We start from the raw sequence: 17,719 nt of genomic DNA on the forward strand, positions 1-17,719 counted from the left end.
TAGGACACCGCCCTTTCACGGCGGTAACAGGGGTTCGAATCCCCTTGGGGATGCCACTTATTTTTTCCATATCTGTATATACACTCTCAGTTTTTAAGAACTAATCCTAAAGACCGTCTTTTGATGTCTGTTTTTTGGTGTCATTCGTCGTGAGACGGTACAATGCCAAAAATTTTTGGTGGTTGGATATGGTTCATCTCCCTAACGCAATTAAAGAAAAAGCCCGTGCAATTCGCCTTGTCGTGTTTGATGTAGATGGCGTATTAACAGACGGCACGCTCAGTTATTCTACCTCTGGTGAAGAGGTGAAACACTTCAATGTCAAAGACGGTGTTGGTATCAAACTGCTCAATGTTTTTGATATTGATACTGCCATCATCTCCGCAAAGGACTCGGCACCGCTTGCCAAGCGAGCTGCAGATCTTGGTATCAATCGCTTTTTTCCGGGCACCAAAGAAAAGTGGCCAGTGTTGGCGAATCTGATGGATGAGCTGATGGTTGACCCGTCGGAGGTCTGCTATGTCGGTGATGACGTGATTGATCTTAAGGTAATGACCCGCGTTGGTTTAGCTATTTCCCCTGCAGACGGCTTCTGGATGGTGCGTGATCGTGCTGATCTTATTACCGAGGCGCCGGGTGGGAAAGGCGTTGCCCGCGAAGTTGCCGATATTGTTCTGGGCAGTCGCATGCCCTTAGAAGAGGCCTATATCAAGGCCATGCTGCCTGAATTCGAAAGCCTGAATGATGTGAAGGATAAATAATTAGTGAAAATTTTAGTTACAGGTGCAGCCGGTTTTATCGGCGCTTTTACCAGTAAAAAACTGGTTGAAATGGGTCACGAAGTAATCGGTGTTGATAACCTGAACGATTACTACGATGTTGCACTTAAGCACGGACGTCTTGGATGGCTTGAGCCACTGAGTGGTTTTCAATTCAAACAGCTCGAGCTGGCTGACCGGGATGCCGTTGCCGCGTTGTTCAATGAACATAAGTTTGATCGCGTTATTCATCTGGCTGCACAGGCGGGTGTCCGTTATTCGATCACCAATCCTCATGCCTACGTTGATAGCAACCTGATTGGGTTTGTGAATGTGATGGAAGGCTGTCGTCACCATGAGGTAGAGCATTTCGTTTATGCCTCATCCAGCTCAGTATACGGGCTCAATACACACCTGCCGTACAGCACAGGCGACCGGGTGGATCATCCGGTGTCACTGTACGCGGCGACGAAAAAATCCAATGAGCTGATGGCTCATACCTATGCTCACCTGTACCGTTTGCCGACGACTGGTCTGCGCTTTTTTACTGTGTATGGCCCGTGGGGGCGTCCGGATATGGCGTACTTCAGCTTCACTAAGGCGATTCTTGAGGGCAAAACCATTAATGTCTTCAACCATGGCAAGATGCAGCGTGATTTCACCTACATCGATGACATCGTTGAAGGCGTAGTGCGCATCGCGATGAAAGTGCCAGAGCCGGTCGAGAACTGGACGCCGGAATCTGGTGATTGCTCACGCAGCTCCGCGCCGTACAAAATCTACAATATCGGTAATCATAATTCGGTTGAGCTCGGTACCTTCATTGAAACGATCGAAGGCGCGCTGGGTGTTGAGGCCGATAAAAACTATATGGAAATGCAGCCCGGTGACGTGCTGGCCACTTATGCGAACGTGGATGATCTGGCGGCTGATGTTGATTTTGCCCCGAATACGCCACTGGCAGACGGCATCGGCACCTTCGTCGACTGGTATAAAGACTTCTATAAGGTCAAATAATGTCTGGATACAAAATCGTAATCCCCGCTCGTTACGCATCAAGCCGTTTACCCGGCAAGCCGCTAATTGATCTGGCCGGTAAGCCAATGATCCAGCATGTTTATGAGCGCGCACTTGAGGCTGGCGCCGAAGACGTTGTCGTTGCTACCGACGACGACCGGATCGCTGATGTTGCCCGGGGCTTTGGTGCGGATGTTGTAATGACCTCTCCGGATCACGAGAACGGCACTGAACGCATTGCAGAAGTGGTCTCGGTGAAAGGCTGGTCTGCGGATACTGTCGTCGTGAACCTGCAGGGCGATGAGCCGCTTATTCCTAAGTCGCTGATCGAATTGACCGCAGAAGGTCTGCTGCAGAACTCAGATGCTGGTATGAGTTCTGTCTGTACGCCGATTACCACTGCGCACGATGCGTTTGATCCAAACGTCGTAAAAGTTGTCCTCAATGAGCGGCATTTTGCGATGTATTTCAGCCGCGCACCTATTCCATGGGATCGCGACCTGTACAAAGAGAGCCAGGAGGAGGTGACAGCGCGCATGCCTGTATACCGTCACATTGGTATGTACGGATACCGGGTTTCTTTCCTCAACGATTACCGTGAGATGGCGCCTTGCCCGATTGAACTGACCGAATCGCTGGAGCAGCTGCGTGCGCTCTGGTACGGCGTGAATATTCACATGTCAGTCATTGATCAGGCACCGGGCCATGGCATTGATACGCCACATGACGTTGAACGTGTAGCTGCTATTCTGAAAGCAGGTCATCACAACTAAGGTCTGGAGCCACTATGAACGGAATTAGCCAGAAGTTAGGTTACGCGGGGCTGATCCCGTTCGTATTTTTTGCTCTATCTGTCCTTGCTGGCAGTACCTGGGCCCCCGATTTTTTCACGCTTTACTCGGCATTGATTCTCAGCTTCATGGCGGGTGCTTGCTGGGGCGTTTTGCAGGCGCAGCGTGATCATGTGTCTTCGGCAGAGCTCGGATTGTCGATTGGCGTGTTCTTGTGGGGTTGGCTGATGTACTTCGTTCCTCATCTCGCGGGACTGCCTGGCCTGTTACTCGGCTACTGGGTTCTGGTCTGGCTGGAGCGCCAGCCCGTCTTTCGTCAGAGCTATAAGCGGGATTACCGGACCATGAGGTGGACGCTCACGCTTGTGGTCAGTGCCTGTCATGCGGTCGCTTTCTGGGGCCTGCTGACGTAAGTTCTTCGCAGGCCAGTTTTTACAGGGGCAAGCGCTATAGAGACAAGCGTCGCGCTTCTCGTGGGCGCTGACCTGTCTCCGTAAGGGGCTTGTAGTAGGCTTCCATGCGCTTCACCCGGCTGGCGTCACCCATAGTCGCGACCCCTTGTGTTTCATCGGTAAGCTGCAAGAGGCCCCACGGTGCTGTAATAAGCAGATCGTCCTGTACTTCAGGGGAAACTCGCAAGCTGATACGGCTGCTGAGTCTCTGTTGTAATCGTAACAGTGGGTGGCGGTTAATGCCGCCCCGCTCAGAGGGAATCAGAATTTTCACCCGGCGCCTGTGTGAATCGAGAGCAAACTCTCTGACGGCATTGAGTGCTGCTTTGTCCCACCATAATGGGTGGGTTAAATCGGAGCAGGTGATAATAGCGTTGCGGGGGCGCATGGCGAGAATCATTTCGACCCAGCCCACAAGTGAAATCAAGTCGTTCTGCGGATAAATGTTCTTATCTCGACCCGGGCGAAAAACATAGTTCGTCTCAGGCGCGCCAGGTGCCTTATATATGTTCAGGTGCGGAATGCCAGCATCATCGAAGAAACCCGCTTCAATATTAAAACCATTCTTCTGATAGAAGGGGACGGCATGCGCCTGAGCCGCGGCTCGAATTTCGCGGATTTGTAATTCGTTGCGGGCGAAGTCTTCGATGGCATGAATTAATCGTGAGCCCCAGTGCTGCCCTCTGAATTCTCGAAGTACTGCCATGCGCCCGAATTTACCCGTGTGCATAAGTCGTGCGCAACCTATCGGGTTCCTGCCATCCAGTGCCAGAAAATGAATTGCTTCAATGTCGTATTCGTCCCACTCCAGTTTGGGCGGCACATTCTGTTCCTTAATGAACACTTCTTCCCGGATCTTTCGGATAATATCGCGGGATGCGCGCCAGTCGGTGATGCGAATTTCCAAGTTTCTGCTTCCCTGTCTTTATGTAATAAAAAGAATGGCTGCTTAATCGTAAATCATCAAGGAGCCGGGAGTTTAAATAGCAACAATCAGGTCACAAAAAATGAGGTTGCTGAGCAGGTTTTTTGTTTCTGGCTCTACGAAAGAGCCGATCAACCATTCGCTGTCAAAGTAAGGGGAGTCGCAGAGCTGCTTAATAGTGTCGCAGCAGGATACTGGTAACCGAACCACTTCGCCCTGACAGTAGAAAGCGACAGACGAGTCATCGATGTTATATGCGAAACGCGCCTGAGGGTGGCGACCCCACTGATCAGCTTCCTGCAGTGTGTTGACGGTATCGGCCCAGTCATGATCCGTGACCTCGTAAACCGGTGCCTGTTCATCATATTTGGCTTCTGTCATGAGCTGTCCCAGCGTGGCCTTAAGCAGAGCAGGGTCGTCAATCGCTTTGATCAGAAGAGTCTTCAGGCGCTCTGCAGCATGCCCGGTAATTTCGCTTGGGGAGCTCTGAATGCTCAGGTCTGGGTCTGAGTATCTGTCGTCTTCGGTCAGTTGCGGTAAGGCCGAGTCGATCGCGCGTTCAAGGAGCTCGGAACTTGATGGAGCACGGAAACCAATGGAGTAGGTCATGCACTCACCTTGTGATATTCCCCAATGGGCGAGGCCGGGTGGAAGGTAAAGCATATCGCCGGGCTCAAGGACCCAGCGGTCTGTTTCTGCAAAGTCCGCGAGTATCTTAACGCTAGGGCCTTCCAGGATGCTGCTTTTCTCTGAGCACATCTGGCCGACTCGCCATTCTCTCTGACCTTCGGCTTGCAGCAGGAATACGTCGTACTGATCCCAGTGCGGGCCGACGCTGCCGCCATCGGTGGCGTAGCTGATCATCAGGTCATCGATACGCCACGAGGGAATAAAGCGAAAATGCTCCAGTAGTTCCGCCGCTTCTGGTACCCACTGATCGACCGCCTGTACGAGCAGGGTCCACTTGTTATGGGGTAGGTCTCGGTAGTCGGTTTCGGTGAACGGACCTTTTTTGACTTCCCATGGGCCCGTCGCACCTTCTTCGGCGATCAGGCGTGACTCAATGTCCTCTTCAAGGCTGAGGCCTGCAAGTTCGTCGGCCGCCAATAAAGGCTTAAAACCTGGAATCGCCTGACGGATAAGTACCGGCTTTTTTTGCCAGTAGTCGCGCAGGAATTCGTCAACAGAGAGGTGGCCGAGGACGTGCATCAGTAGGGCTCCGAAAAGGCTGTGGTAAGGGTACAAAAAAGCCCCCTTGCGGAGGCTTTATCAGAAGCGCAGGAGCGATCAGACTTTTTTAGCCTGAGCCTCTGCGTTACCTACGTAAGAGGCAGGAGTCATTGCATTCAGCTCATCTTTTGCAGACTGCGGCAGCTCAAGAGACGCGATGAATTCGCCCATTGCATCTTTGGTGATGGCTTTGCCACGAGTGAACGCTTTGAGTTTTTCGTATGGCTGCTCAATACCGTAGCGACGCATCACAGTCTGAACTGGCTCGGCCAGAACTTCCCATGCGTTGTTCAGATCTTCGCCCAGGCGAACTGCATTGACTTCGAGCTTGCTGATGCCTTTCAGAGACGCCTGATACGCGATCATGCTGTAGCCCATACCAACACCCATGTTACGTAGCACAGTGGAGTCAGTCAGGTCGCGCTGCCAGCGGGAGATCGGCAGTTTCTGCGCCATGTGTGCGAGTACCGCGTTTGCCAGACCGAGGTTACCTTCGGAGTTTTCGAAGTCGATCGGGTTAACCTTGTGCGGCATAGTTGAAGAACCGACTTCACCGGCGATGGTTTTCTGCTTGAAGTAGCCGTTGGAGATGTATGCCCAGATGTCGCGGTCGAAGTCGATCAGGATAGTGTTGAAGCGCGCGAAAGCATCGAACAGTTCAGCGATGTAGTCGTGTGGCTCGATCTGAGTCGTGTACGGGTTGAAGGTCAGGCCCAGTGACGTCACGAAGGTTTCAGCGTTGGCTTCCCAGTCGATATCCGGGTACGCAGACAGGTGAGCGTTGTAGTTACCAACAGCACCATTGATTTTGCCCAGCAGCTCAACGGCTTTGATTTGCTTGATCTGACGTTCCAGACGAGCAACAACGTTCGCCATTTCTTTACCCAGCGTTGAAGGTGATGCAGTCTGGCCGTGAGTGCGGGACAGCATTGGCAGGGCAGCCTGCTCATGAGCAAGCTTACGGATCTCGTCAGCGATCTTCTGCATCATCGGCAGAATGGTGTCGCGACCTTCTTTCAGCATCAGGCCGTGTGACAGGTTGTTGATGTCTTCAGAGGTACAGGCGAAGTGAACAAATTCGTTAACCGCTTTGAGCTCTTCGTTGTCTGCAAACTTCTCTTTGATGAAGTATTCAACGGCCTTTACATCGTGGTTGGTTGTTGCTTCGATGTCTTTTACGCGCTGAGCATCGGCTTCGCTGAAGTTGGCAACGATGGCGTCAAGCTGAGCATTGGTGTCTGCAGAGAACGCTGGAACTTCGGTGATGGCTTCGTGTTCGGCGAGACGCTGCAGCCAGCGGATCTCAACTTCAACACGGGCACGGATAAGACCGAATTCAGAGAAAACAGCGCGCAGTGAAGCAGTTTTGCTGCCGTAGCGGCCGTCCAGCGGAGAAATAGCGGTAAGTGCAGACAGTTCCATGGGGTCTCTCAATCTTTGGTAATAGGTTGGGCATTCGATGCATTTTCTGGGGCGGGATTCTAACGGATTTTGAGCGAGATCTCAGTATCTGAGAGCCAATATGAAGGAAACAGTCGTGAATTATTACCGGTAGGGCGAATATTCGGGTATTTAAAGCCAGTTACGTAGGCAATCTGGGCACTTCTGGTACAATCGCCGGTCAATTTTCACGGGTGGCTTTAGCAGGACCACGAATGCTCGACAGTTTATTTGGTTATATCGATCACCCCGCCTGGCCTGTTCTGGTCGTGGTTATATCTACCTTTATGCTCGAAGACCTGGCGATTATCGGAGCGGCTCTTCTTACCGCAAGTGAGAAAATGGCGCCGGGCGTCGCTTTTTTTGCTGTGTGCCTCGGGATGTTTATCGGAGATACAGCGCTTTATCTGTTGGGGAGGGCGGCTCTGATATGGCCAAAACTGCGTCGTAAAATACGTCACCCCATTATTCAGAAGCAGGTCCAGCCATTACGGGACTCACCTTGGAAGCAGCTGATGCTGATTCGCTGTATGCCAGGGCTCCGCACGTTTGGGTATATTGCCTGTGGTCTGGCAAGAGTACCTGCAACGCCTTTCTGTTTTGCTAATCTGGCGTCGATTATTGCCTGGGCGGCGGCTTTGTTTATTACAACCTACGTACTCGGACGCCAATTCGGAGAGCAACTGCATGAATGGATGTGGTTTCTTTTGCCATTCGCCATCATCGCGTTCATTTATACACAACGGCGCGCTCGTCAGTCGATGGAGGAGGCGGCCTGATTGGCCAGGCTGCTGCGCAAGCCGCCGTATTGATCAGACTTGTACCATAGCGCCTTTGTTTACCCCCTCAAAGGCGCGAACGCGAACGTCTTTGCCTGGGTGGCGCTTGCTGATTTCTTTAGCGAGGTGATCAGCGATCAGTTCAACCGTTGAGTCGGTGCTCATCATGTAGCAATGTGCACGGTTGAGGGTCAGCGAGAAGTCACCCTGTTGCGCAGTGTAAGCGAAAGAAAGAGTGTCAGTGTCGTCTGAGGCGAGGTCCTCAGTGCTGCCAATATAAATATCCCGCCACAAGTCAGCCCAGTAGGCCTCTTCCTGCTCATCACGCTGACCATCAAGCCAGATCTGGATGCGCGAACGGTGTCCGTGGGCGATCCGTTGGCAGTTCCCTGCGTGCTTCTTCAGGCCGTGAGAGTAATGGTAGAAGGCACCGTCAATCGCTTCTGGAGTGAAGTCCAGGGTCAGTTGGTCAATGGTCTCCGGGAAATACGTCTGGAGTTGCTTGATAGACCAAGCTGCAACGCTCGCCGCTGTAATTTCAGCCGTGTCGATCAGGGTCACGGCTTCTGCTGGAGCACTCATTTCGACGATGCCGCGCCCGGTTTGCATGGAAATATTCACGCGCTCACCGGTCTTCTTAACTTCGAGGCCAGGTGCCTCGGCAGGCACAAGAAGTCTGTGGTCGAGTTCGGTATCCAGCCACTGACGAAGTGTTTTCTTAACAATGCCGAAGTCACAGACCATGCCCTGGTCATCCAGTGCTCCTTCAAGGATGGCTGACGCCCACCAGGTCTCTCCGACGATCCCTCTGTTCGCGTCTAGGTAGCTGAAATCGACATTGGTGAGTTGTTCGACAAATAAGTGCATAAATACTCCGGTGCAGATGGGCGCGATTATAGAGCAAAGATGGCGACGACGCAGCCAGGCAGATCCGGCATGGCGAAGTGCCGGGTTTTGTCAAAAGGGCGCTGTCTCTGGTGGCATCAGAACGCGTGGCTGATATGATGGCGCATATCTACATCCCTTTTTATTTGAGGCTCGTGTGACCAGACCGCTTTTTCATGTCAGTCGTTTAGCGTTTCCCGACAGTATGTCTGTATCCCGCTGGGTTGTTATCCCGATGGTCGCTGCGCTGGCAGCCTGCAGTGATAATGACAGCAGCTCATCTGTTACAACCATCAATCTGGATGTGCAGGTTGGTCAGGAAGATTTCAATGAAGCCATGCTCAGACGGGTAACTGTCGACGAAACCGGTATGCCTTCAGAGGTGCAGCCGGGAGTTCTTAGCTTTGCCCGCTTCACGACGGATGATGAGGGTCAGGCCGTAGTCTCTGCCGATGGTACTGAAATCGTCTATCTCGATGTCTATGGGCGTGAAAATGTCGATGGCACGTCGACGACTCGACGCTGCCAGCTCGTTGATGGTTGCGGCTCTGTCGCTTTCGGTGCTCAGTACACAATTGTTGGTGCGCCTGGTTGGCGATCGGTTGCTGCTGGTATCGAGGATGGCCAGCGCATTCGAATCACGCCACTCACTGATCTGGCAGCTCAGCTCGCTTTCGATCGTGTATACAGTCAAGATTCTGGTACCCAGCAGGATGCAGGTTGGTTAGATACTGGTTTCTATTCTGTGTATTCGACACTTCAAGCCGAATCACAGGTTTCACGCTTGTTTGGTATCGATTCTATCCAGAGTCGGGAACCCGCAGACCTGACTCAAATAGAGGAGTGGCGGGGCGCTAACCAGACAGAAGCACAATATTCAATTCGCTATGGTGCTCTTTTAGCCGCGTGGCAGTCCTATGAATTGTCCTATACATCAACGACAGATCTGCCGTCTTTCGCTTCAGCGGTTGCTGCTGACCTGGTGGCAAATGACGGCCAGTTGATGCAGCGCGGCGGAGCGCAGACTCTCGCTCTTTACGATCTTTATGACGCAGCCATCAGTAACCTGAATGATTTAAATGTCACGAATTCAACCGTGTCTGGTTATGTTGCCAGTGTTGTTGCTCAACTACAGACGGAGCGCGATGCGTTTGTAGATGGGGACCTGACGTCGGTTATACCGGCTTCTTTGAGCTCGCTCCTGGGTGACGAGCTGGAGGATTACCAGTTAGGCCTTCAGCGCACGAAAGCCTTTGTGCAGGAACTTCGCGACTACGGCAACAGCTTTTTCGAAGACGGTTACCGGGAGCAACTGGATAGCTACGCCGATCTGTTGAGGGGTGTTGGTGAAGACAATGCTGAAAATCTCGATGAAATCACAACCGCAGTGTCGGAAATCGCTGGTTTCTACCGGGATTGCTATCTCAACAGTGGCTGCCCATCAGTCAGCCCTGAGTGGGAGTGGTATCAGAGTCATACCTACTCTGCGCCTGTACTGACGCTTAACGGCGGTGATTTTAAAGTATCACAGGCCGTTGCGGACATTAATTTGCTTGATGAAGATGATGCTCCGACCAGTTCCCGCGCAATAGATATTCTGATGGCCGGGACTTTAGTTGCCAATGGTCTGCGTCTCGAGCTGGATCACACCTACAGTGATGACGAAATCAGCAGCCCAAGTGGTTTGCGAATTTTCTATGAAAATACCGTGACGGTTCTTCAGGATGAGGTGTCTGCCCCGGCATTGGCCTACCAGATTCGTTGGACCGATTTCACCCTTTACGATGCAGGCGATGTTGGTAGCGCTAACGAAACTGAGCTTACCGGTGCATTCAGTATCCTGTACCAGGGCGTCGATGACCCTGACGGTGTCTCCGGGCGTCGTTTTAATATCTCAGAAGTGGTTCTGAATAGTCGCATCTCTGATGTTTATGAAGACGATAACGGCACGGATTCAAACATTACGACGGTATTTCTCACGGCCAGTGCCAATCAGGCAGCAGATTATTACCCAGAGTCTGAGTTTGCTTCGTTCAATGCATTCTTTGAGCGGGCACCCCTTTACCCTGAAGGGACAGTTGCTAGTGGGCTGGTTCAGTACCGTACTGGTACGCAAACCGTAAACGGGCGCGAGACTCAATATCTGGACTATTTCGTTGAAGGTGGGGACGATTACCGTTATCGATTCTACCCAACGGTACAGCGCGAAGACGTCAGTGATATCGATGGTGATGGTGATACCGAAGAACTAATTGCTACGCATGATTATGAAGCGTGTTTACTGAGCGGTACTGCTGAGTCGCCAGTGATTGAGCGTTGCCAGCCGAAGCAGCGGTTAAATGCTGAACAGGATCTGCAGAATGCGGTGAATGAGTTGTGGCAGATTGGCGTTTTCTCCCGCCCGGAAGTACCGGGGCAGGGTGTGTACTTCGTTGAATTCCCAGTTGAAGCTGCCGATGATCAAGGGTGCCTGACACTTTCTCCGTTGCCGACATCTCTATCTTCATTGGACGGCACCTTGTACAGAAGCGCGCAATTGGGCCTGTCGAATGCACGTTTTACCAGTGAAGTCGTGCTCGACTACTCAACGGCGACTGAACCGAAAACGCTTGTCGATATTCAGGTGACAGCCCCATACAGTGAACAGGTTGATGTGTCGCTTTCAGTGTCACATGACTATACGAGCGTCAATACTACGGGTCTCTATCAGGGCGTGGGCGCTGACCTTGATCGTCTTATTTTCGATTTCAGTACTGAGAGCGGTACGGTTGAAGCTACGAGCCTGTCTGTATTTAAAGACGGTGTTGAACTCTCTCTCGCTGATGGCTCAACCGACACGGTGGACAGCGAAATTATCCTGGGCAGCAACCTTGATTTGGTCGACGGTGCACCGGTTTATCGTTATATCGTCGGTGATGATGGCGAGTACCGTCGCTGTGTTGTGTCAAACACGGCCGAGCCTTCGTTCAGTCGCGATCCTCAGGAAGCCGTCTACGTGCTGAATTATCGCGATAAGGTTTACGGAAAAATTGTCTATGAAAGCGGTGTCTGGATCATCCGTTATATCGATGGCACCTGGGAGTCACTGAACTGATTCTGCAAGCACCGGCAGTGCCGGTGCTATTGGGGTTCCCGTGTTGAATCAGAGTGTTCCGTAGGAGATAGGAAGCTGTATATTCACCCGTGTATTGGGATTGTATCCGTTGCGCGGGCGCTTCCAGCCGGTCTCCCCACTAATTCCTTCTTTAATGCGGTGAATCTTTCCGCCGCTCGTGAGGTAAGCCTGTACGTCAGCTTCCAGTTGTTGACGAAGCTCTTCGGGACTTGCTTTACGTCTATCTGCACCTTTCTTCGAAGCCATATCGGTTCTCCTGTGCGCCGCGTCAGATCTGGTTGTAAGTCAGACTGCTAACGGCAGAGTCAATGTCAGTTACTTCGGGTGCGGCCAAGCTCCTGGGTCATTATAAACACCTTGTATATTATATGTATAGGTTTTGTATTGCTTTTGGCAGGCAACGGTATGGAGGTTTTTGAGGGGCTGCCCGGGAATATCTGGCACGGAGTCGGAGAGGGGGGCTGCGATACGTGGTCGCGATACGAAAACAGTTGCGTTATACTCCCGGCCCTGAAATTTCACCGGTCTAAGATGCAGCCGTACATTTGGCTGTGTCCCCAAAAGAGTTGAGGCTAAACAATGACAGAATACGTTCAGAAGGGTGGACTCCAGATCGCCCAGGAGCTGTACGATTTCATCAATGACAAAGCAATGCCAGGCACTGGTATTGAACAGGATGCGTTCTGGGCGAGCTTTGATGCTATTGCCAATGAACTGGCTCCAAAGAACAAGGCGCTGCTGGCTAAGCGTGATGATCTGCAGGCCAAAATCGATGCTTACCACACTGAGCGTAAAGGTCAGGCTCATAACGCTTCTGAATACAAAGCGTTCCTGCAGGAAATCGGTTACCTGCTGCCAGAAGGCGAAGACTTCGAAGCAACTACCGCAAACGTCGAGCCAGAGATCGGCCAGATGGCTGGTCCTCAGCTGGTAGTACCGGTTATGAATGCTCGTTTCGCTCTGAACGCTGCGAACGCTCGTTGGGGCTCACTGTACGATGCTCTTTACGGCACTAACGTCATTTCTGAAGAAGACGGTGCTGAGAAAGGTCAGGGCTACAACAAAGTACGTGGTGACAAAGTTATCGCTTATGCGCGTAACTTCCTGAACGAATCAGCCCCACTGGCGGCTGGCGATCACGCTGACAGCACTAAGTACGCAATTGAAGCAGGCAAACTGGTTGTTACGCTGAAAGACGGCAGCACTACCAGCCTGAAAGATGCTTCTCAACTGGTTGGCTTTAAAGGCGAAATGGCTGCACCAGAAGCGATTCTGTTGGTTAACAACGGCCTGCACTTCGAAATTCAGATCGACGCAACCAGCCCAGTCGGTTCAACCGACGCTGCTGGCGTAAAAGACGTTCTGATGGAAGCAGCACTGACCACCATTATGGACTGTGAAGACTCTGTTGCTGCTGTAGACGCAGAAGACAAAGTCGTGACCTACGGAAACTGGCTCGGCCTGATGAAAGGCGACCTGGCGGAAGAAGTAACCAAGGGCGGCAAGACTTTCACCCGTACTATGAACCCAGACCGTGAGTACACTGGCCTGAACGGTGAAACCGTTAAGCTGAAAGGTCGCTCAATGCTGTTCGTTCGTAACGTGGGCCACCTGATGACTAACCCTGCGATCCTGCTGGCCGATGGCAGCGAAATCCCAGAAGGTATCATGGACGGTATGATGACTACTCTGATCGCTATGCACGATCTGAAGGGTAACTCCCCGTTCCAGAACTCTACTACCGGTTCTGTCAACATCGTTAAGCCTAAGATGCACGGCCCAGAAGAAGTGGCATTCGCCAACGAACTGTTCGGTCGCATCGAAGACGCACTGGGTCTGCCACGCTTCACTATGAAGATGGGGATCATGGACGAAGAGCGTCGCACCACGGTTAACCTGAAAGAATGTATCCGTTCTGCGAAAGACCGTGTTGTATTCATCAACACTGGCTTCCTGGACCGTACTGGTGACGAAATCCATACGTCTATGCTGGCAGGTCCGTTTGTACCTAAGACTGTCATGAAGCAGCAGACCTGGATCAACGCCTACGAAAACTGGAACGTTGATACTGGTCTGGAAACAGGTCTGCAGGGCCGTTCACAGATCGGTAAAGGCATGTGGCCTATCCCTGATGAGATGGGCATGATGATGGAGCAGAAGATCGGCCATCCTAAGTCTGGCGCGAACACCGCATGGGTTCCATCTCCGACTGCCGCTACTCTGCACGCGATGCACTATCACCAGGTAGACGTATTCGCTGTTCAGAACGAACTGAAGAGCCGTGAGCACGCGTCTGTTGACGACATCCTGAGCATCCCTCTGATGACCGCTGAAGAAGCTTCAGCTCTGACTGAAGAACAGATTCAGAAGGAAATCGACAACAACTGTCAGGGTATCCTGGGTTACGTTGTTCGCTGGGTTGATGCAGGTGTTGGTTGTTCTAAAGTGCCAGACATCAACAACGTTGGCCTGATGGAAGACCGCGCAACGCTGCGTATCTCTTCTCAGCACGTTGCTAACTGGCTGGAACACGGTATCTGTACCCGCGAACAGGTTGAAGACAGCCTGAAGCGCATGGCTGCGGTTGTTGATGGTCAGAATGCGGGTGACGCTTCTTATATCAATATGGCGCCAGGCTTCGACACTATCGCGTTTAAAGCGGCGTCTGACCTGATCTTCAAAGGTAAAGAGCAGCCAAGTGGTTATACCGAGCCGCTGCTGCACGCATACCGTCTGAAGTTCAAAGCTCAGTAAGTAGCGTCAAGCACTGTAAAAAACCCGGCAAATGCCGGGTTTTTTTGTGTAAAGGGGCAGTAAAACACCTGTCTGAGAGCTATCCTGTGCCTACTCCAAACGTAGAATGACATAGAACAGAATAAGAGTAATAAGAAGATGGTTCATAAGCTTACCTCAGTAATCCTTATCGGCGTGCTCCTTCAGGCCTGTTCAGGGAACTCCAGTTCTACCCGCACCGTCAGCGGTGAAGAGGAGACTTATGGTATTAGCGGTCGAATAGGGACGGCGACCTGGGGTAGCCGAATCAGTGCAACACCGATCAACTATGAGGGTGGCCCGACGCTCATAGAAAACGATAGCGGTAATCTTGTATACGATGGTGCAGCTTCGCAGTCTTCTCAAACGGGTACTTACGAGCTGACGGCAGAGGCCGAAGACGTATCAGGATCGTTTATCTTTATCGCGAATACGGACAACGGGGATGTGTTCTATCGCTGTGAGCGAGTACAGGGGTGCGACTCGCTCGCTTACGGGAAATATGTTCCGCTTCCAGATGATCTGGATGTCCGGGCTGGCGTCGGTGAATTGCTCGACGGCATGACGGTCAATGTCAACTGGATTACTGATATTGCAAGCAGTATGGCCAGAACGGTTTATATCGACGCAGTCACGAACGGCCTTTCTGCAGACGACCGGGCGGACATCAATCAGGCTGTGTTGGATGACATCGAGAAAGCGAAAACAGGTGTGTATAACCAATACACGATGGAGTTGGCCAATCTTCATGTCTCTGAGCTCTTCGGTCTGACGGATATTATTTCGTCGCCTGTAGTTGCCCCCAGTCAGATTACGCAAGTTGAGACAGTTTCAGGTGACGCTCTGGTCGAAGGGGTCTATTACGGTGCGTTAATTGCTGCTTTGCCGTATCTCGCTGATTCGGCTAACACCGACTTCGTAACGAAACTGGGTGAAATTACCGGTGATGTAATTGATCGGCGCGGGCAGTTGTTGGAGAAAAAAAGTAACGCCTCGGATGTTGTAACTAAGTTCAAGATTTTCTCTGCGGCCAGCACAATACTCCGGGATAACATCAATTACTTTAACGGGCTTGGTGCCAGAGTCCCTGCTGGTGCAGTCACAGCTCTTGAGCGGCTCGACGGCGTCGCAGCCTCTATGAGAGAGGACGTTGAAACATCGGTAGATGTCGATGTGCCAGCCAGGTTAGCGGGTTGGCGTACTGCAATAGAAAACAGCAAATATTTTCTGACGGACCTTACTGCGGCAGTGAAGAATTTCTGGGGCTATGATGAAAATCAGCCCAGCTTCATCGATCCTGTTCATGGACGTCGCGTTGATTCATATTATCTGGCGCATGAAACAGCGCTGAACACAGTGGCAGACCTGGCATTTGGGCCTACTGGTGTTCTCAATGAAATATTGGAAGGTGCTGAGATCCTTGCTCGTTGTGAGTTCGGAGAGGGTGATTGCACCCCGCCAGTGGGGTTCGCCATCGAAACTGATGAGAGCGATTCGGCAGGGCTTCCTAGTGACCGTGTACTTATTGACGGTTCACTTCGGCTTGTTATGCGCCCGATTGAAACCACGGATGCGGATGCCGGGCTCTATAATGTGTTTGATTTCGAAATAGAGTCGGCTGATAACCCTGATGAGGGGGTTGATGCTATTCCAGCCGAAATTAAGAATGCTTTGGCACTAGGTAATGGTAAAAAGCTTTACTGGTACACGGAGGCCATCTCTGACGGAAGCATCACTACTCGTCCTTATGTTCGGGTGTTTTATGAGGACAGCTATGCGTCTCCTCCAGCAGGATCATTTCTGGATGACTCAGATCCTTCGCACGTTGCTCCAACGCAGATCGCGATAGTCTGGCCTTTGGTTCGCTTTGAGCAGGGTATCTCGGGAGCTGGTACTGGTGATAATGGTGAGCACGAATTCAATGCGCTCATCGAGGCTAATCTGGTAGGGGTCAAAGACCCGCTCGATGATGCCTCCCAGACCAGGTATAACCCAGTTACATTTGTCGTCCGTGCAAGGTCCACGCTGGAACCGGATGCAGAAAACAGGACTGATCTGAACGTTCAGCTCAGAACGACGAATTCTTCATCGTATTACCCAACCAGTAAATGGCCTGCTACCCATGAGTTTTTCCTTGGGCGTCCAGATGCTCCGACGGAAATTACAGATCTCGTTGAAAGCCTGTATCGCGACCAGACCGTCTTATCGGATGGTCGGGTTATAGAATATTTTGATGAAGAGCTTCGTGGGAGGGACTTCATTAGTCGGATCAAGTTGTACCCCTACGACTCTAGTACCAATACGACCCGTTCCGAATCCTGTAACGTATCCTGGGTGGATGTCGATATGGACGGGGATGATGAAAGAGTTGAACAGAGTTGCGACACTGTTATTGAGCTAGCCGGGGAGGTAACTCTTGATGAGCTTCTAGAGAGAAATTATGAGAATAATGTTCTTTCCAGATACAGCGTGCCTGGCAACGGTATATATGAAATAGACTTGTCTACGTCTGATATTGTATCCGGTAATGAGTATCAGGGCCTTACCACAGGGACTCCGTATGGGCCGTTCAGCGGTACCTTCTATGACGATATAGAGCTGGGGATAGATCGTCTTACTGCCGTTGCAGAAAGTTACCTCAAAGACCCAGAAGAAGAAGCACTGATTCCTGTTATCTTCGAGCTAGCGCTTGAACGACAAGTGGAGGACGAGTTCGCATTGAGTGCTTCGTATGGCTTCGGCTCTGAAGAAACCTATGAAAATATCAGCAACCAGTTGGGTGTCGTTGCTGGCGGAGATGCACAGGGTTTTTATCTCGAATTGGCCGTCTCGGAAGAGCAGATCAGTGATGGGGAAGGCGGACTGAAAACCATCGAAGTCGAACGTGGTTACTGGTTGATTTCCCGCTCAAACGTATCTATGGGTGGTACTGATCAATCGGTTCTTGCTCAAATAGCTACTCGTACGGAATACACGCAAGGCAACGATGAAACGGCCTGCGGCTTTAACGACCGCGATAAATTGTCAGCAGCAGCGCCAACAGATGCAGATTCAAATGATGGCTGCGAAGCAGTCGCTTATCTGACTGTACGTGGCGCGCTAGTTGGCACAATTCGCGAAGAGCGCGAGAATGTGTTTGTCGCCCGCTTTGTTGATGGCACCTGGATGATTATTGGTGATTAAAAAGGTCATACTGCTGCCGCTTGCTGTCGCTTTAGCGAGCACCGCTGATGCGACGGCAGGGCAGTCTTCAGGGTACTCCGGCGAGGTCCGCTTCGCATTGTCCGCCGAGGCAAGCTCTGAGCCCGTTCCGATTGATCAGATGATCGAAGGCTGGGAGCAGGATGCCGATACCGGCGAGTACGCGTACGCGGATATGAGTCTCGCTGCATCAGCTTCTTACCGGAAATTCACGTTAAATGCGGAGCGTCGCTGGTTCTATTCACTCAAGTTTTCTCCTGACACAACAGCCGTCTATCTGGACGCTGAGTTTGGTATAGAAACCCAGCAGGACAGAGACCTTAACCTGGTTGCCAAGGTATTCCAGGCTCGCGG

14 protein-coding genes are annotated in these 17,719 nt (G+C 51.7%); 9 read left to right on the top strand and 5 right to left on the bottom strand.

Annotated features, from left to right (window positions below):
- Positions 1–188 precede the first annotated feature (188 nt).
- The 4 genes from B2067_RS04045 to B2067_RS04060 are packed head-to-tail and all read left to right on the top strand — an operon-like array spanning position 189 to position 2,979.
- Entirely contained in the window at positions 189–761 is a 573-nt protein-coding gene (locus B2067_RS04045) for a KdsC family phosphatase (RefSeq protein WP_301387545.1), read from the top strand.
- 3 nt (positions 762–764) lie between these two features.
- Positions 765–1,775 carry an NAD-dependent epimerase gene (locus tag B2067_RS04050; RefSeq protein ID WP_297532565.1) on the top strand — a complete coding sequence of 337 codons (1,011 nt, stop codon included), beginning with the start codon at positions 765–767 and terminating at the stop codon, positions 1,773–1,775.
- Positions 1,775–2,548, top strand: coding sequence for a 3-deoxy-manno-octulosonate cytidylyltransferase (kdsB, locus tag B2067_RS04055; protein ID WP_301387546.1), 774 nt, complete (start codon positions 1,775–1,777; stop codon positions 2,546–2,548). Before B2067_RS04050 ends, kdsB begins: the two co-directional genes overlap by 1 nt.
- 14 nt (positions 2,549–2,562) lie before the next feature.
- Positions 2,563–2,979 carry a DUF3429 domain-containing protein gene (locus B2067_RS04060; RefSeq protein WP_301387548.1) on the top strand — a complete coding sequence of 139 codons (417 nt, stop codon included), beginning with the start codon at positions 2,563–2,565 and terminating at the stop codon, positions 2,977–2,979.
- A gap of 34 nt (positions 2,980–3,013) precedes the next feature.
- Here the strand turns inward: B2067_RS04060 and B2067_RS04065 are convergent, their stop codons facing one another.
- The 3 genes from B2067_RS04065 to purB all read right to left on the bottom strand — a co-directional run bounded on the left by B2067_RS04065 (position 3,014) and on the right by purB (position 6,595).
- Entirely contained in the window at positions 3,014–3,925 is a 912-nt protein-coding gene (locus tag B2067_RS04065) for a GNAT family N-acetyltransferase (protein ID WP_301387549.1), read from the bottom strand.
- A gap of 72 nt (positions 3,926–3,997) precedes the next feature.
- Entirely contained in the window at positions 3,998–5,152 is a 1,155-nt protein-coding gene (locus B2067_RS04070; protein WP_301387550.1) for a cupin domain-containing protein, read from the bottom strand.
- A gap of 78 nt (positions 5,153–5,230) precedes the next feature.
- Positions 5,231–6,595 carry an adenylosuccinate lyase gene (gene purB / locus B2067_RS04075; protein ID WP_297532544.1) on the bottom strand — a complete coding sequence of 455 codons (1,365 nt, stop codon included), beginning with the start codon at positions 6,593–6,595 and terminating at the stop codon, positions 5,231–5,233.
- A 233-nt stretch (positions 6,596–6,828) separates the two neighbouring features.
- Between purB and B2067_RS04080 the strand changes: the two genes are divergently transcribed.
- Complete coding sequence (locus B2067_RS04080) at positions 6,829–7,392, top strand: DedA family protein (protein WP_301387551.1); 564 nt, start codon at positions 6,829–6,831, stop codon at positions 7,390–7,392.
- A gap of 33 nt (positions 7,393–7,425) precedes the next feature.
- On the opposite strand, the gene B2067_RS04085 is transcribed toward B2067_RS04080, so the two are convergent.
- Positions 7,426–8,259, bottom strand: a complete 834-nt coding sequence (locus tag B2067_RS04085; protein ID WP_297532541.1) for a 6-carboxytetrahydropterin synthase — start codon at positions 8,257–8,259, stop codon at positions 7,426–7,428.
- Between the two features lie 175 nt (positions 8,260–8,434).
- Here B2067_RS04085 and B2067_RS04090 point away from each other — a divergent pair, with 175 nt between their 5' ends.
- Positions 8,435–11,371 carry a hypothetical protein gene (locus B2067_RS04090; RefSeq protein WP_301387552.1) on the top strand — a complete coding sequence of 979 codons (2,937 nt, stop codon included), beginning with the start codon at positions 8,435–8,437 and terminating at the stop codon, positions 11,369–11,371.
- A 48-nt stretch (positions 11,372–11,419) separates the two neighbouring features.
- On the opposite strand, the gene B2067_RS04095 is transcribed toward B2067_RS04090, so the two are convergent.
- Positions 11,420–11,638, bottom strand: coding sequence for a hypothetical protein (locus B2067_RS04095; RefSeq protein WP_068444259.1), 219 nt, complete (start codon positions 11,636–11,638; stop codon positions 11,420–11,422).
- A 333-nt stretch (positions 11,639–11,971) separates the two neighbouring features.
- Between B2067_RS04095 and B2067_RS04100 the strand changes: the two genes are divergently transcribed.
- The 3 genes from B2067_RS04100 to B2067_RS04110 all read left to right on the top strand — a co-directional run.
- Positions 11,972–14,146 carry a malate synthase G gene (locus B2067_RS04100; RefSeq protein ID WP_297532537.1) on the top strand — a complete coding sequence of 725 codons (2,175 nt, stop codon included), beginning with the start codon at positions 11,972–11,974 and terminating at the stop codon, positions 14,144–14,146.
- A gap of 138 nt (positions 14,147–14,284) precedes the next feature.
- Positions 14,285–17,347 carry a hypothetical protein gene (locus B2067_RS04105; RefSeq protein ID WP_301387553.1) on the top strand — a complete coding sequence of 1,021 codons (3,063 nt, stop codon included), beginning with the start codon at positions 14,285–14,287 and terminating at the stop codon, positions 17,345–17,347.
- Positions 17,340–17,719: hypothetical protein (locus B2067_RS04110; protein ID WP_301387554.1), on the top strand; the 380-nt coding region annotated here is incomplete at its 3' end. The genes B2067_RS04105 and B2067_RS04110, both read left to right, overlap by 8 nt.

Source organism: Thalassolituus sp. UBA2590, assembly GCF_002339775.1.
GTDB lineage: Bacteria > Pseudomonadota > Gammaproteobacteria > Pseudomonadales > Oceanobacteraceae > Thalassolituus.

Excerpts from the sequence above, each read along its gene's own strand:
- B2067_RS04045 (WP_301387545.1), top strand. The coding sequence starts at position 189 with ATGGTTCATCTCCCTAACGCAATTAAAGAAAAAGCCCGTGCAATTCGC.
- kdsB (WP_301387546.1), top strand. The coding sequence starts at position 1,775 with ATGTCTGGATACAAAATCGTAATCCCCGCTCGTTACGCATCAAGCCGT.
- B2067_RS04060 (WP_301387548.1), top strand. The coding sequence starts at position 2,563 with ATGAACGGAATTAGCCAGAAGTTAGGTTACGCGGGGCTGATCCCGTTC.
- B2067_RS04070 (WP_301387550.1), bottom strand. The coding sequence starts at position 5,152 with ATGCACGTCCTCGGCCACCTCTCTGTTGACGAATTCCTGCGCGACTAC.
- purB (WP_297532544.1), bottom strand. The coding sequence starts at position 6,595 with ATGGAACTGTCTGCACTTACCGCTATTTCTCCGCTGGACGGCCGCTAC.
- B2067_RS04080 (WP_301387551.1), top strand. The coding sequence starts at position 6,829 with ATGCTCGACAGTTTATTTGGTTATATCGATCACCCCGCCTGGCCTGTT.
- B2067_RS04085 (WP_297532541.1), bottom strand. The coding sequence starts at position 8,259 with ATGCACTTATTTGTCGAACAACTCACCAATGTCGATTTCAGCTACCTA.
- B2067_RS04095 (WP_068444259.1), bottom strand. The coding sequence starts at position 11,638 with ATGGCTTCGAAGAAAGGTGCAGATAGACGTAAAGCAAGTCCCGAAGAG.
- B2067_RS04100 (WP_297532537.1), top strand. The coding sequence starts at position 11,972 with ATGACAGAATACGTTCAGAAGGGTGGACTCCAGATCGCCCAGGAGCTG.
- B2067_RS04105 (WP_301387553.1), top strand. The coding sequence starts at position 14,285 with ATGGTTCATAAGCTTACCTCAGTAATCCTTATCGGCGTGCTCCTTCAG.